Here is a 21,013-nt window from a genome sequence, read left to right as displayed (position 1 = left end):
GATGGTTACTATTTATACTTTTCTTTTATTTTTCTGTTGTTTTGGTTGTTATAAGGGAGAAAAGCTGATAGTTTCGGGGTTTTCCCCGGCAACCGGCTCGGCAACGGGATAGCAACAGGGGATGCAACGGGCTGTCATTTTCAGAATGGAAGCTCCATCTGTTCTGTGACCTCCACAAAACCGTCCATCGTTTTTTCAGACGGGTTGCCGGAGTCCGTTGCCGGGTTTTCACGCTCCCAGCCCTTTTGTCTGCCATATTCGGAAAACATTCTTGGATTCGGGAAGTACCGCCAGCCAGTAATGCACTGGTTCATAATCTCGTTGATTTCCCGGATTTCCCATTGCTTCGGCTCGTCAAAGGCATGGTTCAAGGCTTCCTTGTAGAGCTGCTTGGAGCAAACCATGTTCCCGGTGTACTTATCAAGATACGCCTGTATCATTCCGGCTTTGGTGTCCTCCGGCATAAAATCCCGCTGGTGTTCTTTGAGATACCGCTGCATGGTGGGGCTGAAAGCCAGCTTGAACCTGCCGCTTCGGTAAATCTCCATCGCTTCTGCCCACATCTGCTCGATATAGGCTCTGGAAGCAGCTTCGTCCTCCAAAATGTGAACCTCCGCCTGCTCCGGGTACACCATGACCGGGATAAAACGGCGGTTGCCGGAACGGTCAAGGGGCAGGAAGTCAAGGGCATTGGAAGTGCCGCCAAACACGCACTGACGGGGGCGGTCTGCCGGGTGGGTTTCATAGGGTATCTTGTAAACCTCTTTCTGCCGGCTTAAAAACGACTTGATTTCCTCAATGCTCTTGGCGTTGGCGGTTGCCATCATTTCCGACATTTCGATAATCCAGTGACCTTGCAGCTTACGGTACACATTGTCATCGTCCAGCTTCCGCAAATCATCGGAGAACCACTCGTCCCGGACTGCCAGCAGACGGAAGAAGGTGGACTTGCCAGCCCCCTGACCTCCGACCAGACAGAGCATGATTTCAAACTTGCACCCCGGCTGAAAGGCTCGTGAGATAGCGCCCATCAGGAACAGCTTCAACGCTTCATAGGTGTAATCATCTGCGTCAGCTCCCAGAAAGTGCCGTAGGCAGAAGCGGATTCGCTCTGTCCCGTCCCACACAAGGGAACTTAAATAATCCCGGATGGGGTGGTACTTGTTTTCATTCGCCACAATCCCGATGGCGTTATCAATCTTTTTCTCATTGGTAAGCCCGTAGGTTTCTTCCAGATAGAGAAGCAGATATTTCATGTCCGTATCGTTTAAGGCGGTGCTGTCCCTGTGGAAGCCGATGGGCTTTATGATGTCCTTGCGGTCGGTCAGGATGTTGTATGCGATAGCCCCGGAAAGCAGCGGGTCACGCTGGAATACGGTCAGGCAGTTCCGTATGCTCTGACGGACACCGCCTTTCTCGGTGGTTTCCAGCCCCGCCTTGATTTCCTCAATGCTCTGGGGCGGCTGCATGGCGTTCATGGTGTTTTTTAGTTCTTGCTGCGTCTGCGGCTGCAAGCTCTGCCATTCGCTGTTCAAGCTGTATCACATCCTTTCCGTATTCCGTAATCAAAGCCGCTTTTTCCTCTGTTTCCCCGAACAGCAGCACATCCAGCAGATATTCCACATGGTCTTGCTTCTGTAAGGCTTCCACAAACCGGGGATGAAAGACTTCCTCCGGGGAGTGCGGGGCATATTCCTTTCTCCACACTCGGAGTAGGTGGAGATAATCGGCAAGAATACGGAAGCAGCGGTTTTTTGCTTCCTGAAACTGTTCCTCCGGGGATTTCTGCCGGGGCTTGGGCTTTTTTGCTTTTCCCGGCGGTTTCCAGTCCTCATAGGAAAGCCCGAAGTCCTGTGCCAGCTGTACGGCGGCTTCTTTCTTTCCCAGCCCATACAGGGCGGCGGCAAAATCAATCACATCCCCATCCGCACCGCAGCCGAAGCAGTGGTAACGCCGATCCAGCTTCATGCTTGGGGTTTTATCATGATGGAACGGGCAGCAAGCCATCCCGTTCCGCCCTACATGGATTCCATAATGCTCCGCAGCCTGTCTGGTTGTGACGGACTGCTTCACAGCTTCAAATACATTCAAATCTATCCCTCCTTGAAAAAAGAAAAAAACACCTGACATTCTCTGATTGAAAATGGCAAGTGTCTGTTAAAGTTCCATATCCTGTTGTCTGTGTTTCGTCTGTTCCTGGGCGGTTCTTTGTGCTTTTTTCTCGTCTGCCTTATCCTGCAAGACTTCTTTGATGGGCTGCTTCTTGGGCGGCTCTTTGCTTTCTTCTGTGCCGGGTGTGGCTTTCCGTATCCAGTAGCGGATGTCCCGCAGCTTCTTCAAGTCCTCCTGTACCTCGGTCAGCGGTGTTTTCAGAGCTGCAATTTCTTCCAGAAGCGTTTCCTGCTCCTCTTGCAGCTCCTTTTGGGTGCTGTCCTTATCGTCCGGGTGCTTGGCAAGGTAGGCGGCAGCTTTCTCATACCGGGCAACCTCCGGGTGTTCCTGTTTGAATTTCTCCTTTGTTTTCTTGAAAAATATCTTCTGGTACTTCTCATAGACAGGCTTACATTCCTTGCAGTCTGTCCGGCTGGCAAGAATCCCGTCAATTACTTTGCTGCGAGCTTCCTTTGGCTTCATCTGATTGCGGTAATCTGCGGCTGATTTCCCGGAAGAATCCAGAAATACTTCTAAGTCCTCCACAGTAGAAAGCCCCTTTTGACGGAGATAGGACAGGGCTTCGCTGACTGCCTTTAAGTCCTGTGAAGTCCCCCGGTTCTGTCCAGCCCTTGTCCAGTCCTTCCGTTCTTCCTTTCGTATCGCCATATACTTCATCAGCAGATTGGGAAGAAGTGTCGCTTCCTCCGCCGTCTTTTGTGCAAGCAGTTCTTTCCGTTTTTCGCCCAGCTCGGTAATCCAGCCTTTGAGGTTTTGGATAAGCTGCCGGATAGACTTCATCAGGCGGTTGGCGGCTCTGATTTCCCGGTTCAGGTTTCCGATATTCGTCTGGATTCCACGCTTTTCCATCTGCCGGACAGCAGCCCCCTCATGGACAGTGGGGATAATATCAAGCCCCTGTCTGGCATAGGAACGCAAGTCCACACGCTCCGGGCGGTCATTGGCTTCCAGATAGCGGTTCTGGATGACCTCCCATTCATGCCGCCAGATTTCACAATACTTCTGGTCGTTCCAGTCCACCGTATCCTCCTTGTGGCTTTTCCACCTGCCGGATGGCAGCTTTATCCGTTCCCCGTTCTCGTCAAGGTCATAAACTTTGCGGCTCTTGGGAAGCCATTTCCCATGTTCGTCCATTGCCCTCATAGTGAGCATGACATGGGCGTGGGGATTGTGTCCCGGCGGATAGGGGTCATGGATGGCAAAATCAGCAATCATGCCTTTGGAAACAAACTGCTGTTCACAAAACTCCCGGACAAGGACAGCGTACTGGTCGGGCGGTATCTCTCTGGGGATGGTAAGCACCCACCGCCTTGCAAGCTGGGAGTTCCATTGCTTTTCCACCACTTCGGCGGCGTTCCATAGAGTATTGCGGTCTGCATACTCCGGCGGGGCATTTGCCGGGAGCAGGATTTCATTGTGGACGATACCACGCTTTTCCGGGTAGTGCTTCACTTGCTGGTCATATTCACAGAACAGCTTTTCGCCGCTCTGGTAAGCAGCGGCGGCAACCGCAGACTGCCGCTGGCTGCGCTGAACAATCGTGATTTCGTTGTGCGGACAGGGCATTTCGTGTCCCTCCTTTCGGTAATTGGTGGATGGGGTGGCGTTTTACCACCTCATTTTTGGCAGAAAAAAAGCAGGAGACCTTTTTCAGATTTCCTGCTCGGTGTGCCGCTGTGTGGGCGGCGGGTATTTAGTTGTAAAAGTTCGGGACAAGTTGACCCGATGTGTGTGGAATAACAAACTGGGAATTATTTAATTCTCTGTGTACCTAATTGTAATTGTTCAACTGCTATTTTTGCTTTATTGTCATCTTCCTTTTGAAGATTTTCTATTTCCGAACTCCGAATAGCCAAAATGATTTCGTCCCCCACCTGTAAATCATCAAGTGTTATATCTACAACATCTTGTGTATCATAATTACAATAAATCATAGGAATTTGGGAACAATCAATAAGGCAATCATCCCCTAAAACACCTTCTTCTCCGCTATCTTTTGTGGTTATAATTTTATTTTCTTTATCAATTTCTGTTATTATCGCATTGACACCTAAAGTAAGTGATTCGTTTGTTTGTTGTCCAGAACACGCAACTAAAGTAAACGCACAAATGAATATGCATAATGCCATTATCATTTTTTTCATCATAAGTTCCTCCAAATTCCGATTTTTCGTTCTCTGCGACTTTCCAATAAACGGAAATTTCTCACTTCTTCATTTTAGGTGCAATAAGCAACACTACTATCACAAAAAAATATACACCATACAACAACCACGTAATAGTATTATTCCATGGAAAACTCTTTTCTGGATGATTCAATGCAAACATTATAAATACTATAGCTATAATCAGCATTATCAAACCAATAATCCTTGATATACTCTTTTTCATGTAAAGCACCTCCTCGTCAAACTTGAATTTAACGTTCTCTTTTATGTCTATCAATAAGCAACAAAACAAACATAATAAGCCATATCCCCCATGCGATCCAACAGCCTATTCCTTGATATTAGATATCTATGATTATTCCAATAATAAAAGGAACTGACATAAACATCATTCTTTTTCCATATGCCTTACACATAGCATTCTCATCGTATTTCTTTCGTTCATCCGCTGATTTCATATTATAACCCGACAAGAATTTAGCAACTTTTCCTTCTGATTTATAAAACCACATTCCAAACAAAAACATAATCACTGCCATCATAAAGTCAAAAACAATATAGAAAATATAATGCAATTTCTCCTTTCATCCAATCACTCTTATCTCTTTGAATTTTCTATATTACTCTTCAGCTTTGACCAAACATAGCAAATCAGTATATCCTGACTGCATAAGTAATTGCTTAAAACCAGACATCACTTCTTCTTTTGTATAATTATTATTTTTCAAAAACTCACTATCCTTCTCACTAAGGTATTGGTAGAAAAGAGCTGCTGCCATTACCTCATTTCTGTCTGTATAATCAATGCTATCTAAAAGTATATTCTCTGCTTCGTTAATTTCCCCAGAATCAATCATATCAAGAAAATCTTTCAAATTTTTCCCTGATACTTCATATTTATTTTCTTTTTCAAGTTCAACAGAAACATACTTTTTCCCAAACATTAAAGAAAATAATACTCTTACCATTTCTTTTATCATTCGCATAATATAGTCTTTTTCGTCTGTGAAATACATTTTTCACCTCCATAACTTCCGATTTGTCGTCATCTTCATTATACTTCATCGCCAATCGAAAAGATAGCATATTTAATGAAACTTGTCGGCTGGGAACAGCTTGCAACGCAAGGTGTCCCCAGATGGCAAGTCCACAAAAGGGTAGCTGGCGGCAGCCAGCGCAGGGGAAGCGTAGCGTCCCCTGTATGATTTGGAGCAGACCATGACTGCGGAAAATCACAGCCCTCCGGCGAGGAGCCTTCGGAGAACGCAATGCACAAACCTCTGGGTGGTGTATAATTGCGCCCTTAGTAAACTAAGGGGTTTCTGGCTTTCTTCGTTCCAGCAGTTTTTTCAATAGTTCCTGCGTATCCTGTCTGTGAAAAATGATTTTGAGCAACACCATGACATCATCATCGGTCAGGCATTCCGGCTCTTGCAGAAAACTTTCCAGCATACCGCCACGAGTGCAGAGCCGGTGCGTCCGTTCCTTTCGGGTAAGCTGCTTCAACTGGTGCTGCAATGCCTTTTCATCATTGATGGCTTTCCGCAGTTTCTTTTCGCTTTTTTCCAACTCCCGGTTGAGCTTTTCCAGCTTTGAGGTATCAGGCAAGGGCAGCGTCCTCCTTTCCCGGTATCAGCACATAAATCCTGTTTGGTTCTCCAACGCCCTGACGCACCCGCATGATAAGTCCGGCAGTTTCCAGTTCATTCAAAGAACGCTTGACCGTCATGGGACTGCGGGACAGGACTGCGGCAATGGCTGTGACAGGGAAGCAGACAAACAGGATTCCGTTCTCGTCCTCCTGCCCTTTGGATAACATAGCGTCCAGCATCCGGCAGTACATGACCTTTGCGGTGCTGCTGACTGGAAATCCTGTCAACGCTCTGGGAAAAGGCATACAGGGCGGCAATGGCGTGTCTATGGTCATAAATTCAAAATTCATTCAGTGTATCCCTCCTTTTTCTTTGCTCGTTTGGATAAATAACGGGGGCAGTCAATCACAACCGCCCGGAAGCTCTGCTTGCACCCATGCTGGCATTTCCGGCATAATTCGTTGTAAGTGACACGCCCCCGGTCATTGAGGTAAAAGGAAAGCTCATGCTTCCTCTTTTTGCTCATTCTCGGCATATTGCGCTTCCTTCCGTTTTCGTGTATGGTTTCGGGGCGATTTTCGGCAAAATTACGGTCATAGAGCCGCTTAAAATCTCCCGAAGTATCAGCGATAGGGTAGACTGTCCCCCTATCAGATTGTCGTGTTTCGGTATCATTTCGGTGTCAGTTCGCCAGTTCTCCCCGGTGTCGTTCCTCCCCTGAATCTCACAGCGGCGTATCGCTCCCTTTGGTATGCTCGTTTCGGTCAGGGTTCCTCCATATCCCTGCCAAAAGTCATGGCACTACATCGCCGGGGAAGCATATCCCACACAGGCTGGTCATTCGATTGGAATAATCCATCGATGAACTACCTGTATCATAGAACATTTTTGTGCCTCGTGCGGTATGTCCACAAAGTAGGAATTCGGGGTAAAAATCAGAAATTTCCACGATTGCGGAATTGATATGGTATAATCAATTCAACGGTTATAAATGCTGTCAGAAGGGGGAACTGCTTCAATGAACGGAGCTACTACAATACAGGAACGGCTAAAAGATTTACGATTAAACAAAGGATTAAAACTGGAAGAACTGGCTGAGCAAACGGGTATTTCAAAATCGGCTCTTGGCAGTTATGAAAAAGATGACTATAAGGAAATCAATCATGGCAACCTTATCCTGCTGGCAGATTTTTATGGGGTGTCCATTGATTATCTCTTTTGCCGGACAGAGAACCGGGCGGAGATCAACACGCCATTAAGGGAGCTGCATTTGAGTGATGAGATGGTAGCACTTCTGAAAAGCGGTCGGATTAACAACCGTCTGCTGTGCGAACTTGCCACCCATAAGGACTTTATCAAGTTTCTTGCGGACATTGAGATTTATGTGGATGGGATTGCCACCATGCAGATTCAAAACCTCAACGCCCTTGTCGATACTGTCCGGCATGAAATCATTGAACGGTATCGCCCCGGCGAAGATGACCCCCATTTGAAAGTGTTGCAAGCCGCCCATATCAGCGATGATGAGTATTTCAGTCAGATGGTACGGGATGACCTCAACCTCATTATCCGGGATATTCGAGAAGCCCATAAAAAGGACAGTGAGAGTGCACCCCAGACCACTGTTGCCAATGAACTGAAAGAAAATCTGGAAGCGGTCGAAAATTTCAAGGGCAGCCGTGATGAAAAGCTGGTTGTCCTTTACTGTAAGCAGCTTGGTATCAACTATAAAAATCTGTCAGATGAAGAATTTCGCTGGCTGATTCGGATTCTCAAAAAGTCAAAGAAAATGGGAACGCCCATCAGCCAGAGGAAAAAACGATAAAGAAAAACCGCTGTTGCATGGTTGGGATGCCTTCCATGTAGCAGCGGTTCTTACTGTGGTTATTATTTCATTCGTTTTCTTAATATCCGGCGATAATTTGTTTCTCCCTTTGGTGCGTCCTGTATAATTTCCAACACACCATCTTCAAGCATTTTATCAATGCGATTGGAAATCCATACATCACTAATTCCAAGTTGATATTTTCCTAAAACATTACCTATGACAATAGCCATTTTGAATTGTTCTGGCTGTTCCGCAATTTCACGAAGAATGAAACTATCATATATATCTTCTGAAACGCTTTGCAATTTACCATTTAACATTGCACGCAAAGGTGCATTTTCATTTTGAAGTTGATTCCATTTCATAGCGCAAGCTGAAAGAAATACAGGCTCAGCTTTCTCTTGTAGAGTTATATAATTTCCCCATTCGCTAGGAGACACCTCACCCCATGATATTTTAGATGTCATAGTATTTTCTTTTCCATATTCCCATGTAGGTAATTTAACCAAATAAATTGTTGTCTGACAGTTTAATGGTCGAAGTTGTTTCATAAGCCAGTACATACCGCAAAGTTCATCCGGATTATAGCTATACCAAATGCGAACTTCTTCCCCAGCTACATATCGTTCAATAACTGAGGACAATGTAGTTTTAATTTTCTGTATTTTTTCTTCAACCTGATAATCTAAATCCTCTACAAACCAGACAGACAGCATTTTCTTGAGAACATTTTTCCTCTGTTCGCCAATTTCATTATCAGAAATATCTCCCACACTAAGAGCCATATCAAAACAATAAACATCACTGCTCTTGCCTCCCAATGGAATAGCATTTTCCCAAGCAATACATTCTTGTTCTTGTGCTTGAAGTTGTGCTTCTTTCATTTCATTTGAAGATGGAACACTCCCGTTTTCGTGCCTTATAAATACCGAAATTGCACTTCCTCTATATTTTCCCCTGCCGTAAGTTTGGGCAATTTTCAAACTTCCACAGGCACTCTCACTAAATACAATTTCAACCATCTGATATACCTCCGATTTAATTGCTCCTGTTTATGAATAAATCATCTCATGCAAAACAATTTCTTCTGCCCGGTTATGGATGTTATTACATCGTTGTACCCATTCTATTTGACAGGTACGCTTTAATTCCTCTGTCACGCCCTCGGTAGCTTTCATCTGCTCCATAATAGTGTCTAACCGTTCCTGTGCCTGTTCGTTCAGGTCTGCAAGATATGTCCACAATTCTCCGGTCAGTATCAATGTATTCAATCTGACTGGGTGGACTTCTCTTAAATATTCCCGGTGCATCCGTCCGTACTTTCCGATAGGGCGGTGTTCCTCCGGCAGTTTCAAGTCCGGGATGTAGTAATCTCCGACAAGGATATAATCAATTCCGTTTTCCGTTATTCTTGGTTTCAATTCGCTCATGTTCCTTACCCCCTGTGGAAGCAGGCTCGTCTGGTACTAACTCAATAACATCGGTAATCTCACAATTCAGCGTTTCGCAGATACGGGCTAATGTGTCCATGCTGATGTGCTTTCCCTCTTTGCTCATGTTGGCAATCATATTCGTTGTCATACCGGCGGCAAGCCTTAAATCTTCTTTTCTCATATCACGCTCTAACAGTGTATGCCAGAGTGGTTTATAGCTGATGTGCATATTGCTTTCCTGCCTTTCTATCCATACCACCGGGGCGGCTGCCCCGGCAGGAACTTTTCTCTTATTATAGCACCAATCTTGTGTAATCACAATTTATTCTTGTAGACTGCCGCTGATACCGTCTGGATTGTGCTTTTCCTTTCTTTTTGTTCCCTTTAATTAGCCATGAACTGCTTCATACCCTGACTTTTTGCGGAGGGGTTATCGCCGCCGTAACCCTCCATCAGGTTGACGGCACCCCACACGCCCAGACCGGCACCCAATGCCACGACCAGAGTCTTCAGAACGTCCACTGCGCTGTTAAAGAATTCCATAGAAAAATCTCCTTTGTTTTGAAAAAGTGACCCTGCACACACCTGAAATCCGTTTGCAAAAAGCCGAAAACCACGGCGAAGGCTGATTTTCCGGTGTACCTGTTGGGTCAATGGGTAAAAAATAACCGCTCGTCTTATCAGGCGGGCGGGAGTGAATCAGCATCCACCATGACAAAGGTATCGTCTGGGTGGATTTTTTCTTTTCGGTTCAAGAACTTCTCGATATCGAGTGCGTTCTTGGGGTCATAGTCGGAGGTGTACTTGTAGTTCGGGTGCTGGGTCAGGTCGTACTTGTCGCTCATAAACGGGCGCACACCCCGCAATTGCAGGATGCACTTGCCGCCATCCAGCACCGCCAGTTCATCCCGGCTCATAAGTTCGTGGCCGAGTTTTTGATAGTTGGTGCCATAGCTTGGGCTATTGCCACGGGTATCTGAATTGTTGTAGCTGTCGATGGTTTCCTTGCCGAGTGCTTCGGCAAGATCTTTCAGGGTGGTAGGCTCACTGCCGCCGAGGAAAATCTGGCTGTCCATATTGCCCACGATGGTATCCGCATTGTCCTTGTAGATGGCTTTCAACTGGCTGCGGGTCTGCAAGACCAGACACGCCGAGATCTCACGGCTGCGGATGGTAGCCACCAGCTTTTCCAGCTGCGGAATCTGACCGATGTTGGCACACTCATCGATCAGGCACCGCACATGGACTGGCAGTTTGCCGCCGTATTGGTCATCTGCCTTATCACAGAGCAGATTGAAAAGCTGGGTGTAGATCATGGAGATCAGGAAGTTAAAGGTACTGTCCGTATCGCTCATGATGAGAAACAGCGCCGTTTTCCGGTCACCCAGCTTGTCCAGTTCCAGCTCATCGTACATGGTGGCATCCCGGACTTCCTGAATATCGAAGGGTGCGAGCCGGGCACCGCAGGAAATAAGAATCGACTTAGCCGTTTTGCCGGCAGCTAGCTTGTAAAGTTTGTACTGCCGCACGGCAAAGGATTTTGGCTTCTTCTTGCCCAGATCCTCAAACAGTAGGTCAACTGGATTCTGATAGGTTTCATCATCTTCCGAAACCTGCATAGTGTTTAGCATTTCCAGCAATGTTGCGAAGTTTTGCTCCTCAACCGGGGCTTCATAGTGAAGGTAAGCGATCAGCGAAACGAGCAAAAGCCGTTCCGCTTTGTCCCAGAATGGGTCGCCGCCCTGACCCTCACCCTTGGTGTTGGTCATCAGCGCGGTGACAAGTTTCAGAACATCCTTTTCACTGTGGATGTACGCCATGGGGTTATAGCGCATACTCTTGGAAAAGTTGATCGTGTTGAAGAATTTTAGATTGTAGCCGTGCTTTAACAGGGCTTCTCCACATTCCACGCCGATACTACCTTTCGGATCTGTAACCACGAATGATACCGGAAAATTCTTGGAATCACATTGCAGCAGATTCGGCTTGATAAAGAACCTTGTCTTACCGCTGCCGGAGCCGCCGACTACCAGCACATTTTTGTTCCGGGCGTTCTTGGGGTCAGGTGGGCGGTTGGACATCATCAGGCGTTCTGTTTTGGTGAGGATGATATTGTCCTCAAACTTCGGAGCCATAAACGGCTCGATATCTTTGGGTCCGCCCCACCGGGCAGAGCCGTACTCCATACCGTGACGGTACTTCTTGGCGTTTTTGCCTTTCAGGTAGACCGCCAGCCGCATTCCGGTGCCGCAGCACAGACCAATGAACAGGTCAAATGGGTGCAGACTGGGCAGCGGATTGGAAAATGCAGCCGGGAGAGTATCCATCAGCGATACGATTTTATCGCCCAGTTCCTTACCCGCAGCCAGCCGCCACGCCTCGCCCAGATTGGTTGCCAGCAAGCCAATTACCACATAGGGCAGATAGAGCGCCAGCAGCTTGGAAAGCTTCTTTTTGCTCATAGGCCACGCTCCTCCTGCTTGTGCCGCACTTTGTCCGGCAGATTTGCAACGGACTGCGCCAGATCGTGCAGCTTTGCCAGCACGGAAGGACGCTTGGTTTTATCCAGCACCGATGCCGAATATTCCTTGAATGCTGCGCTCAAAGCGTCCGTGTCCTGTGCCTTGAAGTAGACCAGATACCGGGGCGGCGTGCAGGACAGGTCTTTCTGGATGGAGTAGTCGATGTGATACCGCTTAGCATAGCGGTCAAAATCCTTGATGCCGGTTTTCTGAATCTCCACATTGGTCACGCCACGGTTCTGCCGTACCAACCGCTTCATGGACTGCTTGCCCTGCGAAGCGTGCTTGTCGTACTGCCGCAACAGAAACTGCATTCCGCGCAGCAGGGTGCGGGCGGACAGTTTTGTGGTCGAGATGGCAAGGTTGACCGTCTTATGCTCGATTTCTTCCTGCATCGTTACCACCTCCTGTGCAGAAAATCGTCTTAGCGGTCATGTTCCACCGGGGGCTTGTTTACGGCCTTTTCTGCGTCATTCTGAACCGATTCATCCGGCACCGGAATGACCATCAGGCGACGCCCCAGAGGGAGAAAAGCTTCGGGTTGATGGAATTCTTCTTCATACTTCTGAGCCAGCTCCGGAGAGAGCGACACAAAATCTTCCTCTCCCAGCCCCACCACCAGAAAGGTTCCGGCAATAACATCGTACATCAGCCCGTCCTCGTCCCACAGGGCACGGTTCAGCGGCAGACCCATGAGCTTGCCATCATCGTTGTAGATGATGGCGACCGGATCTTCAAAAGGGTAGCTTGCGCCGATGGAGCCGCCCACCGCCTGCTGCAAGGCTTTCAGGTCGTTATCGATCTCGACCTGCTGCGGATACTGTCCCGGTGCGATTTTCAGAACCGACAGAGTGTTCTCGTTCTGCTCCATTATCTTCCTCCTCGAATTTGATAGTGATTTCCTGCCCAGCACGGGCAGCGTTCAACAGAGCTGCCACAAAGAAGCCGAAAAAGGCACCGGCTTCAAAAATGATAAACGAATAAATATAATTCATAGCGAACCCCCTGCATTGACTGAACTGTGAGAAGAATCCTCTCAGGGAGGACGGGGAGCGCAAGACGCGACAACGGTATGCTTAGTGAAAACATTGGTATGAGTATGCGGTGCGGCATCGGTAGAAAAATAGTTGTACAGAGCATCCCGCAGAGAATGGAAGCAACGAGCATGGTAGTCGTGCAGACGGAGAACTAGAATCTTCAAAACATCAACGGCGGAACAGTAAAAGTCCTCCGTGACTTCTGCGAAACTCTCATAGCAGGTCATTTCAGTATCCATGCTGCATCTCTCAGTCAATGCAGATGCAGACCATCTTCTCGCGTCCAGCCATAAGAGGGACGCTGTTCTCGCCCAGATAACACTGAATCAGGTACAGGTCGGCGGTGGTAAGTGCAACAAAGTTGCCATCGGCGTCGTAGCGTACAAAGATGACTGCGCCGGACAGGTAACGCTTGCCAGCCAGCGTAATGACCTGACGAGGATCGTAGCAGAGTGCCAGCGGCACATCTTCGCTGATGCTGTAGCAGGAATCAGTTTCATCGAAGCAAGGCAGGTAACTGCGAACGTTCGCCAGCGGGGTGATGGTCAGTTCGATCTCCGGGGCAATCACGGCGGCGTAAACTTCATCATCGCCGAGCTGCCGCTCCAGCACATCGCTCATCTTGTTGAAGAAGTCGGTCACAGCATTGTCCATGTGGTTGATTTTCTGGTTCATAGCTTCGATGGTCTTTGCGGTCTTGAGATCAATGGTAGTATTCATAGTGGGTTTCCTCCAAATTTTTGCAAAAAAGAAAGACCCGGTCGGGTCTTACGTTCAAAAGGTGTATCAGCGTTCATTCTGCCGCTGCTGTTTGCGTTGCCACTGATCCAGCAGCTTGATGATAGTGTCCTCCATCTGTTTCGGGGTGAAGCTGCGCGGGAAATACTTCCGCAGGGTGTCGTTTTTGATGACCACCTTGTCCAGCTCGTCCTTTTTCTCTTCTCCCATGACCGCAAAGGCAACATCATACGAGAAGTGCCCTTCCTGCGCCAGCCTTTTGAGCCGCTGCGCTTGGGAAAGGGACGGCGCATTCTGGGTGTCGTTCATAGCTTCTAAAAAATCCCGCTGTTGGCTTTCGTCCAGATATGACAATTCCACAGCGGGATTGAAGGCGATTTTCTTTTCGTCCACCATGTCCAGCAATTCGGGAATAAGGTTGGTCAGGCGGATAAAACGCTGGACGGTTTTATATCCCTCGCCAGCATCTTCCGCAACCCGTTCAATGGACAACTTCGACTTCTGGACAATTTGTCCAGAAGTTAAATCTGACCTAGCACCTTGATTTTTTATTGCTTCCAGCTTCATTTTGTAGGCGAAAGCTCTTTCACTGGGCAAGATGTTTTCACGTTGGAGATTGCTATCCACCATGAGCAAAACTGCGGCATCATCATCCATTTGACGGACAATAACCGGCAGGGTGTCCAGCCCAGCAAGCTGTGCAGCGTGCTGACGGCGGTGCCCGGAGATGATCTCATAGCCACCTTCCGGGCGTGGGCGGGCGATCAGCGGAGATAGTACACCGTACTGTTCTACACTTTCCACCGTGCGCTGCATGGACTCATCATCCAAAACCTTAAAGGGATGATTCTTGAAAGGGAACAGCTCTCCGATGGGAATCTGCTGAACCTGTTCCCGTTGTTGTTCCTGTCGGGATTCTTCCGTGGAGAAAATGTCATCTGCCCCTTTCAGTGACACGTTTAAGCTGTTTTTCGGCATCAGCCAGCACCTCCTTCGTCAGAGATTGGTAGGCTTCTGCCACCTTGCCTTTTGGATCGTGCTGGAAAATGCTCTTACCCACGGCACTGATCTCCGCAGCGCGGACAGACCGGGGAATGGTTTGGTCGAACACTTTGATTTTGCTGCCGTAGGCACCTCGAATCAGGTTGTCGATTTGCTGTCCGTAGTTGGTGCGGCTATCGGTCATGGTCAGCAGGATGCCCTCGATTTTCAATTTCGGGTTGATCTGCCGCCGGACCTTCTGCACAGTCTGCAAAAGCTGTTCCAGACCCTTTGCGGACAGGTACTGCGCCTGCACCGGAATCAGGGTGGTGTCCGCCGCTGCCAGCGCATTCACGGTCAGCATCCCAAGGGAAGGGGTGCAATCCAGCAGAATGAAATCGTACTCATGCTTTGCTCCTTCCAGCACCTGTTTCAACATCTTTTCCCGGTTCAGGCAATTGACAAGGGAAACTTCCAGCCCTGCCAGTTCGATGTTTGCCGGAATCAGATCAACGCCCTCTGCATGGTGCAGGATGCCTTCACCGGGCGGAATACTCTGATCGTTCATGGCTTTTGCCATCAAGGTGGAAAGGGTCGTGGGCAGTTCATCGGGCTGCTGCCAGCCCATGCTGATGGTCAAGCTGCCCTGTGGGTCAGCGTCCACCAACAGGACTTTTTTGCCCTCCATCGCCAGCCCGATGCCCAGATTTTCACAGGTGGTGGTTTTGCCGGTACCGCCTTTCTGGTTGACGATAGCGATTGTGGTACATTTCTTTGCGATAAAATCACCCCCTCGGCGAATCATGCGCAAAGTCATGGTTCATTTGATTTTGATAGGCTAGCTGCATCGTGGTGGGTGCGTTATACAGAGAAGCGAGCAGATATTGTTTCATGTTTCGGATTGGGCTGCTGTTCTCTGCAAGGCACTTCAGCACAAAACGGATGTGGTCGGCGTTCAGCTTCATAAAGCGGCTGCGTACCACCTCAGCGGGTTTATCGTCCCCGGCAATGCGCAGCGTCTTGCGCTTGGTGGCACAGGTGTCTACCAGCAAATCCATGATCTGATAGATGGTATCCTCATCGTCCGGGCAAAGCCGGAGCAGAAGGTCTACCTCCAAAGATTGAGAAAAATATTCCTCCAGTTGTTCACGTTCGCTCATCCAGTCGTTTTCATCGGAAGAGATAGGATCAGTATCGCTTATCTCTGTATTATTTCTCTCAGTCTTATTACATCGTAGTTTGGCCGGGTCTTGAAGCGTATTCTGGACGACTCCAGAATCGTCATTATCACGATTCAGAAAGCGTAGTTTTGACGATTCTGACGAAAAATTCTTCACATAGATGAGATCGGGTTTGCCCAGCCCCCTCCGTTTGCGTTCGATCAGGCCGTACTCTTCCAGTTCTCGCAGCAGCTTGGTCGCCTTTTTATCGGCACAGCCCAGTGAATCCTGTACTTCCTGCACGGTATAGATGATGAACACCCGCCCAGCCTTGTCCAACCAACCGTTCCGGGCTGAAAGGCTCATGCGGTCGAGCAGGATACCGTACAGCGTTTTGGCATCTGTGGAAAGCGGTTGGAAGCGGCTATCCTGAAACAACAGCTTGGGAATCCGGTAGAAGGAGAACAGCTCGCTGGACTGCCCATAGAAGTAATCAAGGTCTGCGGTTCTTGTCGGCTTTTTTTCGGGCATAGAGAATATCCCATTTTTCAGGTGTGGAACGGAATACATTGACCTGCTTCTTATAAGGGCAGTGGGCATACAGGCAGGTGCGGAACTTGAAATCGGGCCGATAGTACGGGCACAGCTTGCAGCTGTCCGGGGCACGGTCAGAACCTTCTCCAGCGGCGATCACATGGTGCATGGAGTGCTGAACATGGCGCAGAGCTTCGTTTCGCTTGTGGCTCACTTGGCATCACCTCGTTTCTCCAGCGGTGCCATCAGGTCTTTGTAGCAGGGGATCAGCACACAGGGCTTTGCCCGCTTGTAGGGGCACCCTTCGCACTTGCTGGGGCCTTTGGGCGGTTCAATCAGATAGTAGCAGTTCTCTTTGCCAAGAACGCAGCCCTTCTTTCGATTCTTTCAGAAGAAGCAGTGCCGGCAATCTGCCGGGCGGGAAGCATGGTAGCGGATACCGTCCATCGTGACGGTCAGAACTTTTTTCATCGGTAAACCCTCCTTTGGTGGATTCGGGAAGTTCAGCCCGAAAACAAAAAGCGCGTTCCTCTTTCTGTTCCGAGAGAACAGCGAGTGAACGCGCTATGTATGGAGAAAAGTGTTTTGCACGGTTTTGGGCTGGAATGTGGAAAATAGATTTACACAGTTTATCTTGTATTTACATGGATTTACAGGAAAGCGGCTACCAATTTTAGCAGAGAGCCGGAAAACGGAGTTCAAAAGGTGCTTTATGGGGCTTCATTAGCTGGAAACCTGATTTTATTAGCTGAAACCGAAAATTCTGCTAATGGCATTAGCTGGCTAATTTTGGTGATAGGTTCAAAATGAAAAATGCGAAGATCGTCTTTCACATGGAAAAATGACCTTCGCATTTTCTTAAAGGGATACCCCAGACAGGATTCGAACCTGCGGTCTCCTCCTTAGGAGGGAGGCGCTTTATCCAGCTAAGCTACTGAGGCATATTATGTATTATCGTTGATTTTTGAAATTCAACGCGCTTGGAAACGAATATGCAGAATGATTTCTACACCGAAGTGACCGACTGCATTGCAACCGGGACGATGGTAAAGTTGTTGCATCAAGATTTGTTGGGAAAATCTCGATCCCCAGTCTCGCTTTTGATTAGAGCAATCACTTCTGCACCCAAGGTATCAGGTTGACCGAATTCTTAGGAGGCGACCGCTCTATCCAACTGAGCTACGGGGGCTTATACAGAAAATATTCAATTTTGCAGGGCTCCAGGATTCGAACGATTCGATTTTTAGGAGGCGAACCCTCTATCCAGCTGAGGTATAGAGACAGAACCACACCTCATTATAATACCGCAAGTTGGAGAGAAAATCAAGTTGAACGAAAAAGAAAAAAGGTGTATCCTATAAGGGAGATGCCGACCCCGGAACGGGGGAGGCAAGAACGATGCTGCATCGGGAGCGCAGAGGCTGCCGGTGCGGGAGAAGGAGCACTTCATGGGAAAAACCAGAAAAAAGAAGAACCACCCCAAAGGTTGGCTGGTGGGCAGTAACGCGACACAGATCATCTGCGGGAGCTTTGTGCTAGTGATCGCGCTGGGGACGCTGCTGCTGACGTTACCAATCGCCAGCCGCAGCGGGCGGCTGGGCGTGGTAGATGCGATGTTCACCGCAACGAGTGCGACCTGCGTGACGGGCCTCGTCGTGCGGGATACGTGGACGCAGTTCACGATGTTCGGGCAGGTGGTGATCCTGCTGCTCATCCAGGTCGGCGGCCTGGGCCTGGTCACGCTGACCAGCTTTTTTGCACTGGCGGCCAAGCGGCGGATGGGCTTCCGGGACCTGCGGCTGCTGGGCGAGAGCGTTTCGGCCAGCGGCTATTCGCAGGCGACCGAGGTGCTGAAGATCGTCATCCGGCTGGCATTCCTGTTCGAGGCCATTGGCATTGTGCTGCTGGCGTGTGCCTTTGTGCCGCAGTTCGGGCTGGAAGGGGTCTGGATCAGCATCTTCACGGCCATCTCGGCGTTCTGCAATGCAGGCTTTGACCTGTTTGGCCGGTTCGGGCCGTATTCGTCGCTGGCGCCGTATGTCAACAACTATTACGTGCAGGCCGTTGTCATGTTCCTCATCATGGCAGGCGGTCTGGGCTTCATGGTCTGGGTGGAGCTGGGCGAATTTCGCAAAAAACGCCGCCTGTCCCTCCACGCGAAGGTTGTGCTGGCGTTCTCGGCCATTCTATGGGTCGGCGGCGCGGCGCTCATTTGTCTGATGGAGTGGTCGAACCCGGCCACCATGGGCGGGCTGTCGGTTCCGGGCAAGGTGATGGCGTCGCTCTTCCAGTCGGTTTCGACCCGTACGGCGGGCATGAACACCATCGACCTGGCGGCCTGCGGGCCGGTCACCAAGCTCCTGATGAGCGTGTTGCAGTTCATCGGTGCGGCACCGGGTTCGACGGGCGGCGGCGTCAAGGTGACGACCTTTGCTGTGCTGATCCTGACCATCCGCAGCGTGGCGGAGGGCCGCGACGACTGTGTGATCGCCGAGCACCACATCGAGTCCAAGACCGTTTACCGCGCACTGACCATCATCATGCTGGGCATCGTGGCATCGCTGGGCTCGGCGGTGGTGGTCTACTACAACACCTCGGATGCCGTGTCTGTCATCGACGCCATCTTTGAGTCCTGCTCGGCATTTGGCACGGTGGGCTTGTCGGTGGGCGTTACCAGCCAGCTGAATGTCGGGGCCAAGCTGCTGTACATGCTGGTCATGTTCATGGGCCGCGTGGGTCCGGTCTCGCTGGCCATCAGTCTGACGGTCAAGCCCGGTGACAACAAGCGCAAGATCCTGCCGGTGGGGCATATCAACGTGGGCTGACAAACAAAAAAAGGAAGAGCGACACCGCCGCTCTTCCTTTTTTGCTGCCTCTGTATTTACTTGCTGTAGATCTCCACGATATTCAGCAGGACTTCGGCCGCCTTGTCCATCCGCTCGACGGTGGTGCACTCGCACACGCCGTGGAAGTTGAAGCCGCCGGTGCCCAGATTCGGGCAGGGGAGGCCCTTCCAGCTCAGGACGGCACCGTCGGTGCCGCCGCGGACGGGGACTTCCTCCGGGGTCAGACCGGCCTTTTCGATGGCCTTGCGGGCGTTCTCGACTAGGTGGAAGTGCGGCTTGATCTTCTCGATCATGTTGCGGTAGCTGTCCTTGATCTCCACTTCCACGGTGCCGTCGCCGTACTTGCCGTTCAGGTAGTCAGCAATGTGCAGAAGGTTGTCCTTCTTGAACTGGAGCTTGCCTGCGTCGTGGTCACGCAGGATGTAGCCGAGCTTGGCCTCGGTCACATCGCCGTACATCTGGCACAGGTGGTAGAAGCCCTGACGGCCCTCGGTGGTCTCCGGGCGGGCCATGACGGGCAGGGCCTGGTGGAACTCCATGGCCACGTTGGAGGCGTTGATCATCGCGTCCTTCGCGGAGCCGGGGTGGACCGAGAAGCCGTGGACCGTGACGGTGGCGCTGGCGGCGTTGAAGTTCTCGTACTCGATGCCGCCCACATCGCCGCCATCGACGGTATAGGCAAAGTCGGCCCCAAAGCCGGGGATGTCGAACAGGGAAGCGCCCTCGCCGATCTCCTCATCGGGGGTAAAGGCGATGCAGATCTTGCCGTGGGGACGGCCCTCGGCGATGAGGGTCTCGGCGGCGGTCAGGATCTCCGCCACACCGGCCTTGTCGTCGGCACCCAGCAGCGTGGTGCCGTCGGTGGTGATAAGGGTCTCGCCCTTCAGGTCTTTCAGGAAGGGGAAGGTGGAGACCTTCATGACCATGCCGGTGGCGGGCAGGGTGACGTCGCGGCCATCGTAGTTCTCGTGCAGGATGGGGTTCACGTTCTCACCGGAAGCGTCCGGTGCGGTGTCCATGTGGGCGATGAGGCCCAGCGCAGGCTTGTCCTCACAGCCGGGGGTGGCGGGGAGGGTGCCGTAGACGTAGCAGTGCTCATCTACAAAGGCGTCCTCGATGCCGATGGCCTTCATATCCTCCACAAGGATATGGGCCAGGTCGAATTCCCGCTCGGCAGAGGGATGGGTGCCGGAATTGGGGTCAGAGGTGGTGTAAACGCGGGCATATTTTAACAGTCGCTCGTAAGCACGCATAGGTTGATGCTCCTTTGTTTTTTATTTGGTTCTATCATAACCGTTTTGGCCGGATTTTACAAGAGGGAAAGCAGCTGCAGCCTGCTTCTTATCACAAGATCTGGAATTGTCAAGAGGGAAGAAGCCCCGAAGTTCCGTCCTGTTTTTTGTGGAAACAGCGAATAGCGCACGGCGGCGGGAAGTGCTACAATAGGACGCAGTGTGTGCACGGCACACCAAAAATCAAACAAAGGAGAGCTGCGGCTTTTATGGAACAACTTTATCTGATGCCCGGACAGGAACGCTGTGAAAAATTCCGAGATCCCAATGGGGTGCCCAAAGTCCGCTACTCCTACTGCTCGCTCCACGGTGCATTGTTCCACTGTGTCAGCCGCAGCGTGGAGGAGGCCCAGCGCCTGTGTGAGGACTGGCTCGTCGGGCAGGACCGCTGCTACCGCAACTGAAGAGCAAAAACGGACGCCCGGAGCGCACGATCTGCACTCCGGGCGTTCTTCTGCGTTCAGCCGATGATCTCGTACTGGAAGTATTCGCACTTGATCTTGCTGCCGACCTCGATCTCCGGCGGCAGGAGCGCCAGCGCAACGGGGTTCAGCTCGTCGCTGGCGATGTCGGTGCGGCGCAGGTTGACGTAGTCGCCGTCAAAGCTGACGACCTCATAATACCAGGGGCCCATAGACCATCCCTCTTTCGTTTTTCCTTTATCATAAGGGACCGGGCCGGTTTTGTCAACGATGTTTTTGCTTGACAAA

At 50.3% G+C, this 21,013-nt stretch carries 28 protein-coding genes and 1 tRNA gene; 3 read left to right on the top strand and 26 right to left on the bottom strand.

Annotated features, from left to right (window positions below; genetic code table 11):
• Window positions 1–140 precede the first annotated feature (140 nt).
• From J3350_RS03080 to J3350_RS03035, 10 genes are all read right to left on the bottom strand, one after another.
• A complete protein-coding gene (locus tag J3350_RS03080) occupies window positions 141–1,478 on the bottom strand; it encodes a virulence-associated E family protein (RefSeq protein ID WP_207685658.1) in 1,338 nt (445 codons plus the stop codon).
• Entirely contained in the window at window positions 1,447–2,091 is a 645-nt protein-coding gene (locus J3350_RS03075; protein WP_020994021.1) for a CHC2 zinc finger domain-containing protein, read from the bottom strand. Before J3350_RS03075 ends, J3350_RS03080 begins: the two co-directional genes overlap by 32 nt.
• A gap of 66 nt (window positions 2,092–2,157) precedes the next feature.
• On the bottom strand, window positions 2,158–3,738 hold the full coding sequence (gene mobQ, locus J3350_RS03070; RefSeq protein ID WP_207685623.1) for a MobQ family relaxase: 1,581 nt from the start codon (window positions 3,736–3,738) through the stop codon (window positions 2,158–2,160).
• Window positions 3,739–3,923: 185 nt separating this feature from the next.
• Window positions 3,924–4,319 carry a hypothetical protein gene (locus J3350_RS03065; protein ID WP_207685622.1) on the bottom strand — a complete coding sequence of 132 codons (396 nt, stop codon included), beginning with the start codon at window positions 4,317–4,319 and terminating at the stop codon, window positions 3,924–3,926.
• Window positions 4,320–4,377: 58 nt separating this feature from the next.
• Window positions 4,378–4,563 carry a hypothetical protein gene (locus tag J3350_RS03060; RefSeq protein WP_117464995.1) on the bottom strand — a complete coding sequence of 62 codons (186 nt, stop codon included), beginning with the start codon at window positions 4,561–4,563 and terminating at the stop codon, window positions 4,378–4,380.
• A 118-nt stretch (window positions 4,564–4,681) separates the two neighbouring features.
• Window positions 4,682–4,879 (bottom strand): DUF3784 domain-containing protein, encoded by a 198-nt coding sequence (locus J3350_RS13895; RefSeq protein WP_255535522.1) that lies wholly within the window; start codon window positions 4,877–4,879, stop codon window positions 4,682–4,684.
• Between the two features lie 81 nt (window positions 4,880–4,960).
• Window positions 4,961–5,356, bottom strand: a complete 396-nt coding sequence (locus tag J3350_RS03050) for a DUF6483 family protein (protein WP_004614494.1) — start codon at window positions 5,354–5,356, stop codon at window positions 4,961–4,963.
• Window positions 5,357–5,651: 295 nt separating this feature from the next.
• Window positions 5,652–5,948, bottom strand: coding sequence for a DUF3847 domain-containing protein (locus J3350_RS03045; RefSeq protein WP_207685621.1), 297 nt, complete (start codon window positions 5,946–5,948; stop codon window positions 5,652–5,654).
• The gene (locus J3350_RS03040; protein WP_003020305.1) at window positions 5,941–6,282 is read right to left on the bottom strand and encodes a DeoR family transcriptional regulator; all 342 of its coding nucleotides are present in this window, start codon (window positions 6,280–6,282) and stop codon (window positions 5,941–5,943) included. The genes J3350_RS03045 and J3350_RS03040 overlap by 8 nt, the downstream gene beginning before the upstream one ends.
• Window positions 6,279–6,467, bottom strand: a complete 189-nt coding sequence (locus J3350_RS03035; RefSeq protein ID WP_207685620.1) for a hypothetical protein — start codon at window positions 6,465–6,467, stop codon at window positions 6,279–6,281. Before J3350_RS03035 ends, J3350_RS03040 begins: the two co-directional genes overlap by 4 nt.
• 483 nt (window positions 6,468–6,950) lie before the next feature.
• Here J3350_RS03035 and J3350_RS03030 point away from each other — a divergent pair, with 483 nt between their 5' ends.
• Window positions 6,951–7,757 (top strand): helix-turn-helix domain-containing protein, encoded by an 807-nt coding sequence (locus tag J3350_RS03030; protein WP_059085517.1) that lies wholly within the window; start codon window positions 6,951–6,953, stop codon window positions 7,755–7,757.
• A gap of 62 nt (window positions 7,758–7,819) precedes the next feature.
• Here J3350_RS03030 and J3350_RS03025 read toward each other — a convergent pair whose 3' ends face one another.
• From J3350_RS03025 to J3350_RS02960, 14 genes are all read right to left on the bottom strand, one after another.
• A complete protein-coding gene (locus tag J3350_RS03025; protein ID WP_055079943.1) occupies window positions 7,820–8,782 on the bottom strand; it encodes a DUF3658 domain-containing protein in 963 nt (320 codons plus the stop codon).
• Window positions 8,783–8,812: 30 nt separating this feature from the next.
• Complete coding sequence (locus J3350_RS03020; RefSeq protein WP_055079944.1) at window positions 8,813–9,190, bottom strand: TnpV protein; 378 nt, start codon at window positions 9,188–9,190, stop codon at window positions 8,813–8,815.
• A complete protein-coding gene (locus J3350_RS03015) occupies window positions 9,150–9,422 on the bottom strand; it encodes a helix-turn-helix transcriptional regulator (RefSeq protein ID WP_002593556.1) in 273 nt (90 codons plus the stop codon). The genes J3350_RS03020 and J3350_RS03015 overlap by 41 nt, the downstream gene beginning before the upstream one ends.
• A gap of 155 nt (window positions 9,423–9,577) precedes the next feature.
• Window positions 9,578–9,736, bottom strand: coding sequence for a Maff2 family mobile element protein (locus tag J3350_RS03010; RefSeq protein WP_112121893.1), 159 nt, complete (start codon window positions 9,734–9,736; stop codon window positions 9,578–9,580).
• Window positions 9,737–9,873: 137 nt separating this feature from the next.
• Window positions 9,874–11,655 (bottom strand): VirD4-like conjugal transfer protein, CD1115 family, encoded by a 1,782-nt coding sequence (locus tag J3350_RS03005; protein ID WP_207685619.1) that lies wholly within the window; start codon window positions 11,653–11,655, stop codon window positions 9,874–9,876.
• Window positions 11,652–12,110: a PcfB family protein gene (locus J3350_RS03000; protein ID WP_015536851.1), complete on the bottom strand. Its 459-nt coding sequence runs from the start codon at window positions 12,108–12,110 to the stop codon at window positions 11,652–11,654. The genes J3350_RS03005 and J3350_RS03000 overlap by 4 nt, the downstream gene beginning before the upstream one ends.
• Before the next feature lie 29 nt (window positions 12,111–12,139).
• Window positions 12,140–12,586: a DUF3846 domain-containing protein gene (locus J3350_RS02995; protein ID WP_207685618.1), complete on the bottom strand. Its 447-nt coding sequence runs from the start codon at window positions 12,584–12,586 to the stop codon at window positions 12,140–12,142.
• Window positions 12,510–12,710 carry a hypothetical protein gene (locus tag J3350_RS02990; protein WP_207685659.1) on the bottom strand — a complete coding sequence of 67 codons (201 nt, stop codon included), beginning with the start codon at window positions 12,708–12,710 and terminating at the stop codon, window positions 12,510–12,512. The genes J3350_RS02995 and J3350_RS02990 overlap by 77 nt, the downstream gene beginning before the upstream one ends.
• A gap of 291 nt (window positions 12,711–13,001) precedes the next feature.
• The gene (locus tag J3350_RS02985) at window positions 13,002–13,472 is read right to left on the bottom strand and encodes a hypothetical protein (protein WP_207685617.1); all 471 of its coding nucleotides are present in this window, start codon (window positions 13,470–13,472) and stop codon (window positions 13,002–13,004) included.
• Window positions 13,473–13,538: 66 nt separating this feature from the next.
• A complete protein-coding gene (locus J3350_RS02980) occupies window positions 13,539–14,468 on the bottom strand; it encodes a ParB/RepB/Spo0J family partition protein (protein WP_207685616.1) in 930 nt (309 codons plus the stop codon).
• Window positions 14,425–15,276 (bottom strand): ParA family protein, encoded by an 852-nt coding sequence (locus J3350_RS02975; protein ID WP_207685615.1) that lies wholly within the window; start codon window positions 15,274–15,276, stop codon window positions 14,425–14,427. Before J3350_RS02975 ends, J3350_RS02980 begins: the two co-directional genes overlap by 44 nt.
• Complete coding sequence (locus tag J3350_RS02970) at window positions 15,257–16,162, bottom strand: DUF6017 domain-containing protein (RefSeq protein ID WP_207685614.1); 906 nt, start codon at window positions 16,160–16,162, stop codon at window positions 15,257–15,259. The genes J3350_RS02975 and J3350_RS02970 overlap by 20 nt, the downstream gene beginning before the upstream one ends.
• Window positions 16,125–16,379: a hypothetical protein gene (locus J3350_RS02965; RefSeq protein WP_005924919.1), complete on the bottom strand. Its 255-nt coding sequence runs from the start codon at window positions 16,377–16,379 to the stop codon at window positions 16,125–16,127. Before J3350_RS02965 ends, J3350_RS02970 begins: the two co-directional genes overlap by 38 nt.
• Before the next feature lie 653 nt (window positions 16,380–17,032).
• Window positions 17,033–17,106 (bottom strand) — tRNA-Arg (locus tag J3350_RS02960).
• Window positions 17,107–17,613: 507 nt separating this feature from the next.
• On the opposite strand from J3350_RS02960, the gene J3350_RS02955 reads away from it, so the two are divergent.
• A complete protein-coding gene (locus J3350_RS02955; RefSeq protein ID WP_207685613.1) occupies window positions 17,614–18,990 on the top strand; it encodes a TrkH family potassium uptake protein in 1,377 nt (458 codons plus the stop codon).
• Window positions 18,991–19,046: 56 nt separating this feature from the next.
• On the opposite strand, the gene pepT is transcribed toward J3350_RS02955, so the two are convergent.
• Window positions 19,047–20,264, bottom strand: coding sequence for a peptidase T (gene pepT / locus J3350_RS02950; RefSeq protein WP_207685612.1), 1,218 nt, complete (start codon window positions 20,262–20,264; stop codon window positions 19,047–19,049).
• Between the two features lie 248 nt (window positions 20,265–20,512).
• Between pepT and J3350_RS02945 the strand changes: the two genes are divergently transcribed.
• The gene (locus J3350_RS02945) at window positions 20,513–20,707 is read left to right on the top strand and encodes a DUF3873 family protein (RefSeq protein ID WP_097792867.1); all 195 of its coding nucleotides are present in this window, start codon (window positions 20,513–20,515) and stop codon (window positions 20,705–20,707) included.
• A gap of 56 nt (window positions 20,708–20,763) precedes the next feature.
• On the opposite strand, the gene J3350_RS02940 is transcribed toward J3350_RS02945, so the two are convergent.
• Window positions 20,764–20,937 carry a hypothetical protein gene (locus J3350_RS02940; RefSeq protein ID WP_055189802.1) on the bottom strand — a complete coding sequence of 58 codons (174 nt, stop codon included), beginning with the start codon at window positions 20,935–20,937 and terminating at the stop codon, window positions 20,764–20,766.
• Window positions 20,938–21,013: the final 76 nt, after the last annotated feature.

This window comes from Faecalibacterium sp. Marseille-Q3530, assembly GCF_017377625.1.
In the GTDB taxonomy this organism is placed as follows: Bacteria; Bacillota; Clostridia; order Oscillospirales; family Ruminococcaceae; genus Faecalibacterium; species Faecalibacterium prausnitzii_E.
Note: the sequence above shows the minus strand (reverse complement) of the source record. Positions and strands in the feature narration are given on the sequence as shown.

Bases quoted from the DNA above. Each gene is read 5' to 3' on its own strand.
- J3350_RS02975 (WP_207685615.1), bottom strand. From the start codon at position 15,276: ATGATTCGCCGAGGGGGTGATTTTATCGCAAAGAAATGTACCACAATC.
- J3350_RS03000 (WP_015536851.1), bottom strand. From the start codon at position 12,110: ATGCAGGAAGAAATCGAGCATAAGACGGTCAACCTTGCCATCTCGACC.
- J3350_RS03060 (WP_117464995.1), bottom strand. From the start codon at position 4,563: ATGAAAAAGAGTATATCAAGGATTATTGGTTTGATAATGCTGATTATA.
- pepT (WP_207685612.1), bottom strand. From the start codon at position 20,264: ATGCGTGCTTACGAGCGACTGTTAAAATATGCCCGCGTTTACACCACC.
- J3350_RS03080 (WP_207685658.1), bottom strand. From the start codon at position 1,478: ATGAACGCCATGCAGCCGCCCCAGAGCATTGAGGAAATCAAGGCGGGG.
- J3350_RS03040 (WP_003020305.1), bottom strand. From the start codon at position 6,282: ATGAATTTTGAATTTATGACCATAGACACGCCATTGCCGCCCTGTATG.
- J3350_RS02985 (WP_207685617.1), bottom strand. From the start codon at position 13,472: ATGAATACTACCATTGATCTCAAGACCGCAAAGACCATCGAAGCTATG.
- J3350_RS03050 (WP_004614494.1), bottom strand. From the start codon at position 5,356: ATGTATTTCACAGACGAAAAAGACTATATTATGCGAATGATAAAAGAA.
- J3350_RS02990 (WP_207685659.1), bottom strand. From the start codon at position 12,710: ATGAATTATATTTATTCGTTTATCATTTTTGAAGCCGGTGCCTTTTTC.
- J3350_RS03030 (WP_059085517.1), top strand. From the start codon at position 6,951: ATGAACGGAGCTACTACAATACAGGAACGGCTAAAAGATTTACGATTA.
- J3350_RS03025 (WP_055079943.1), bottom strand. From the start codon at position 8,782: ATGGTTGAAATTGTATTTAGTGAGAGTGCCTGTGGAAGTTTGAAAATT.
- J3350_RS03035 (WP_207685620.1), bottom strand. From the start codon at position 6,467: ATGCCGAGAATGAGCAAAAAGAGGAAGCATGAGCTTTCCTTTTACCTC.
- J3350_RS13895 (WP_255535522.1), bottom strand. From the start codon at position 4,879: ATGGCAGTGATTATGTTTTTGTTTGGAATGTGGTTTTATAAATCAGAA.
- J3350_RS02940 (WP_055189802.1), bottom strand. From the start codon at position 20,937: ATGGGCCCCTGGTATTATGAGGTCGTCAGCTTTGACGGCGACTACGTC.
- J3350_RS02980 (WP_207685616.1), bottom strand. From the start codon at position 14,468: ATGCCGAAAAACAGCTTAAACGTGTCACTGAAAGGGGCAGATGACATT.
- J3350_RS02970 (WP_207685614.1), bottom strand. From the start codon at position 16,162: ATGCCCGAAAAAAAGCCGACAAGAACCGCAGACCTTGATTACTTCTAT.
- J3350_RS03015 (WP_002593556.1), bottom strand. From the start codon at position 9,422: ATGCACATCAGCTATAAACCACTCTGGCATACACTGTTAGAGCGTGAT.
- J3350_RS03010 (WP_112121893.1), bottom strand. From the start codon at position 9,736: ATGGAATTCTTTAACAGCGCAGTGGACGTTCTGAAGACTCTGGTCGTG.
- mobQ (WP_207685623.1), bottom strand. From the start codon at position 3,738: ATGCCCTGTCCGCACAACGAAATCACGATTGTTCAGCGCAGCCAGCGG.
- J3350_RS03020 (WP_055079944.1), bottom strand. From the start codon at position 9,190: ATGAGCGAATTGAAACCAAGAATAACGGAAAACGGAATTGATTATATC.
- J3350_RS03065 (WP_207685622.1), bottom strand. From the start codon at position 4,319: ATGATGAAAAAAATGATAATGGCATTATGCATATTCATTTGTGCGTTT.
- J3350_RS03005 (WP_207685619.1), bottom strand. From the start codon at position 11,655: ATGAGCAAAAAGAAGCTTTCCAAGCTGCTGGCGCTCTATCTGCCCTAT.
- J3350_RS02995 (WP_207685618.1), bottom strand. From the start codon at position 12,586: ATGGAGCAGAACGAGAACACTCTGTCGGTTCTGAAAATCGCACCGGGA.
- J3350_RS02945 (WP_097792867.1), top strand. From the start codon at position 20,513: ATGGAACAACTTTATCTGATGCCCGGACAGGAACGCTGTGAAAAATTC.
- J3350_RS02955 (WP_207685613.1), top strand. From the start codon at position 17,614: ATGGGAAAAACCAGAAAAAAGAAGAACCACCCCAAAGGTTGGCTGGTG.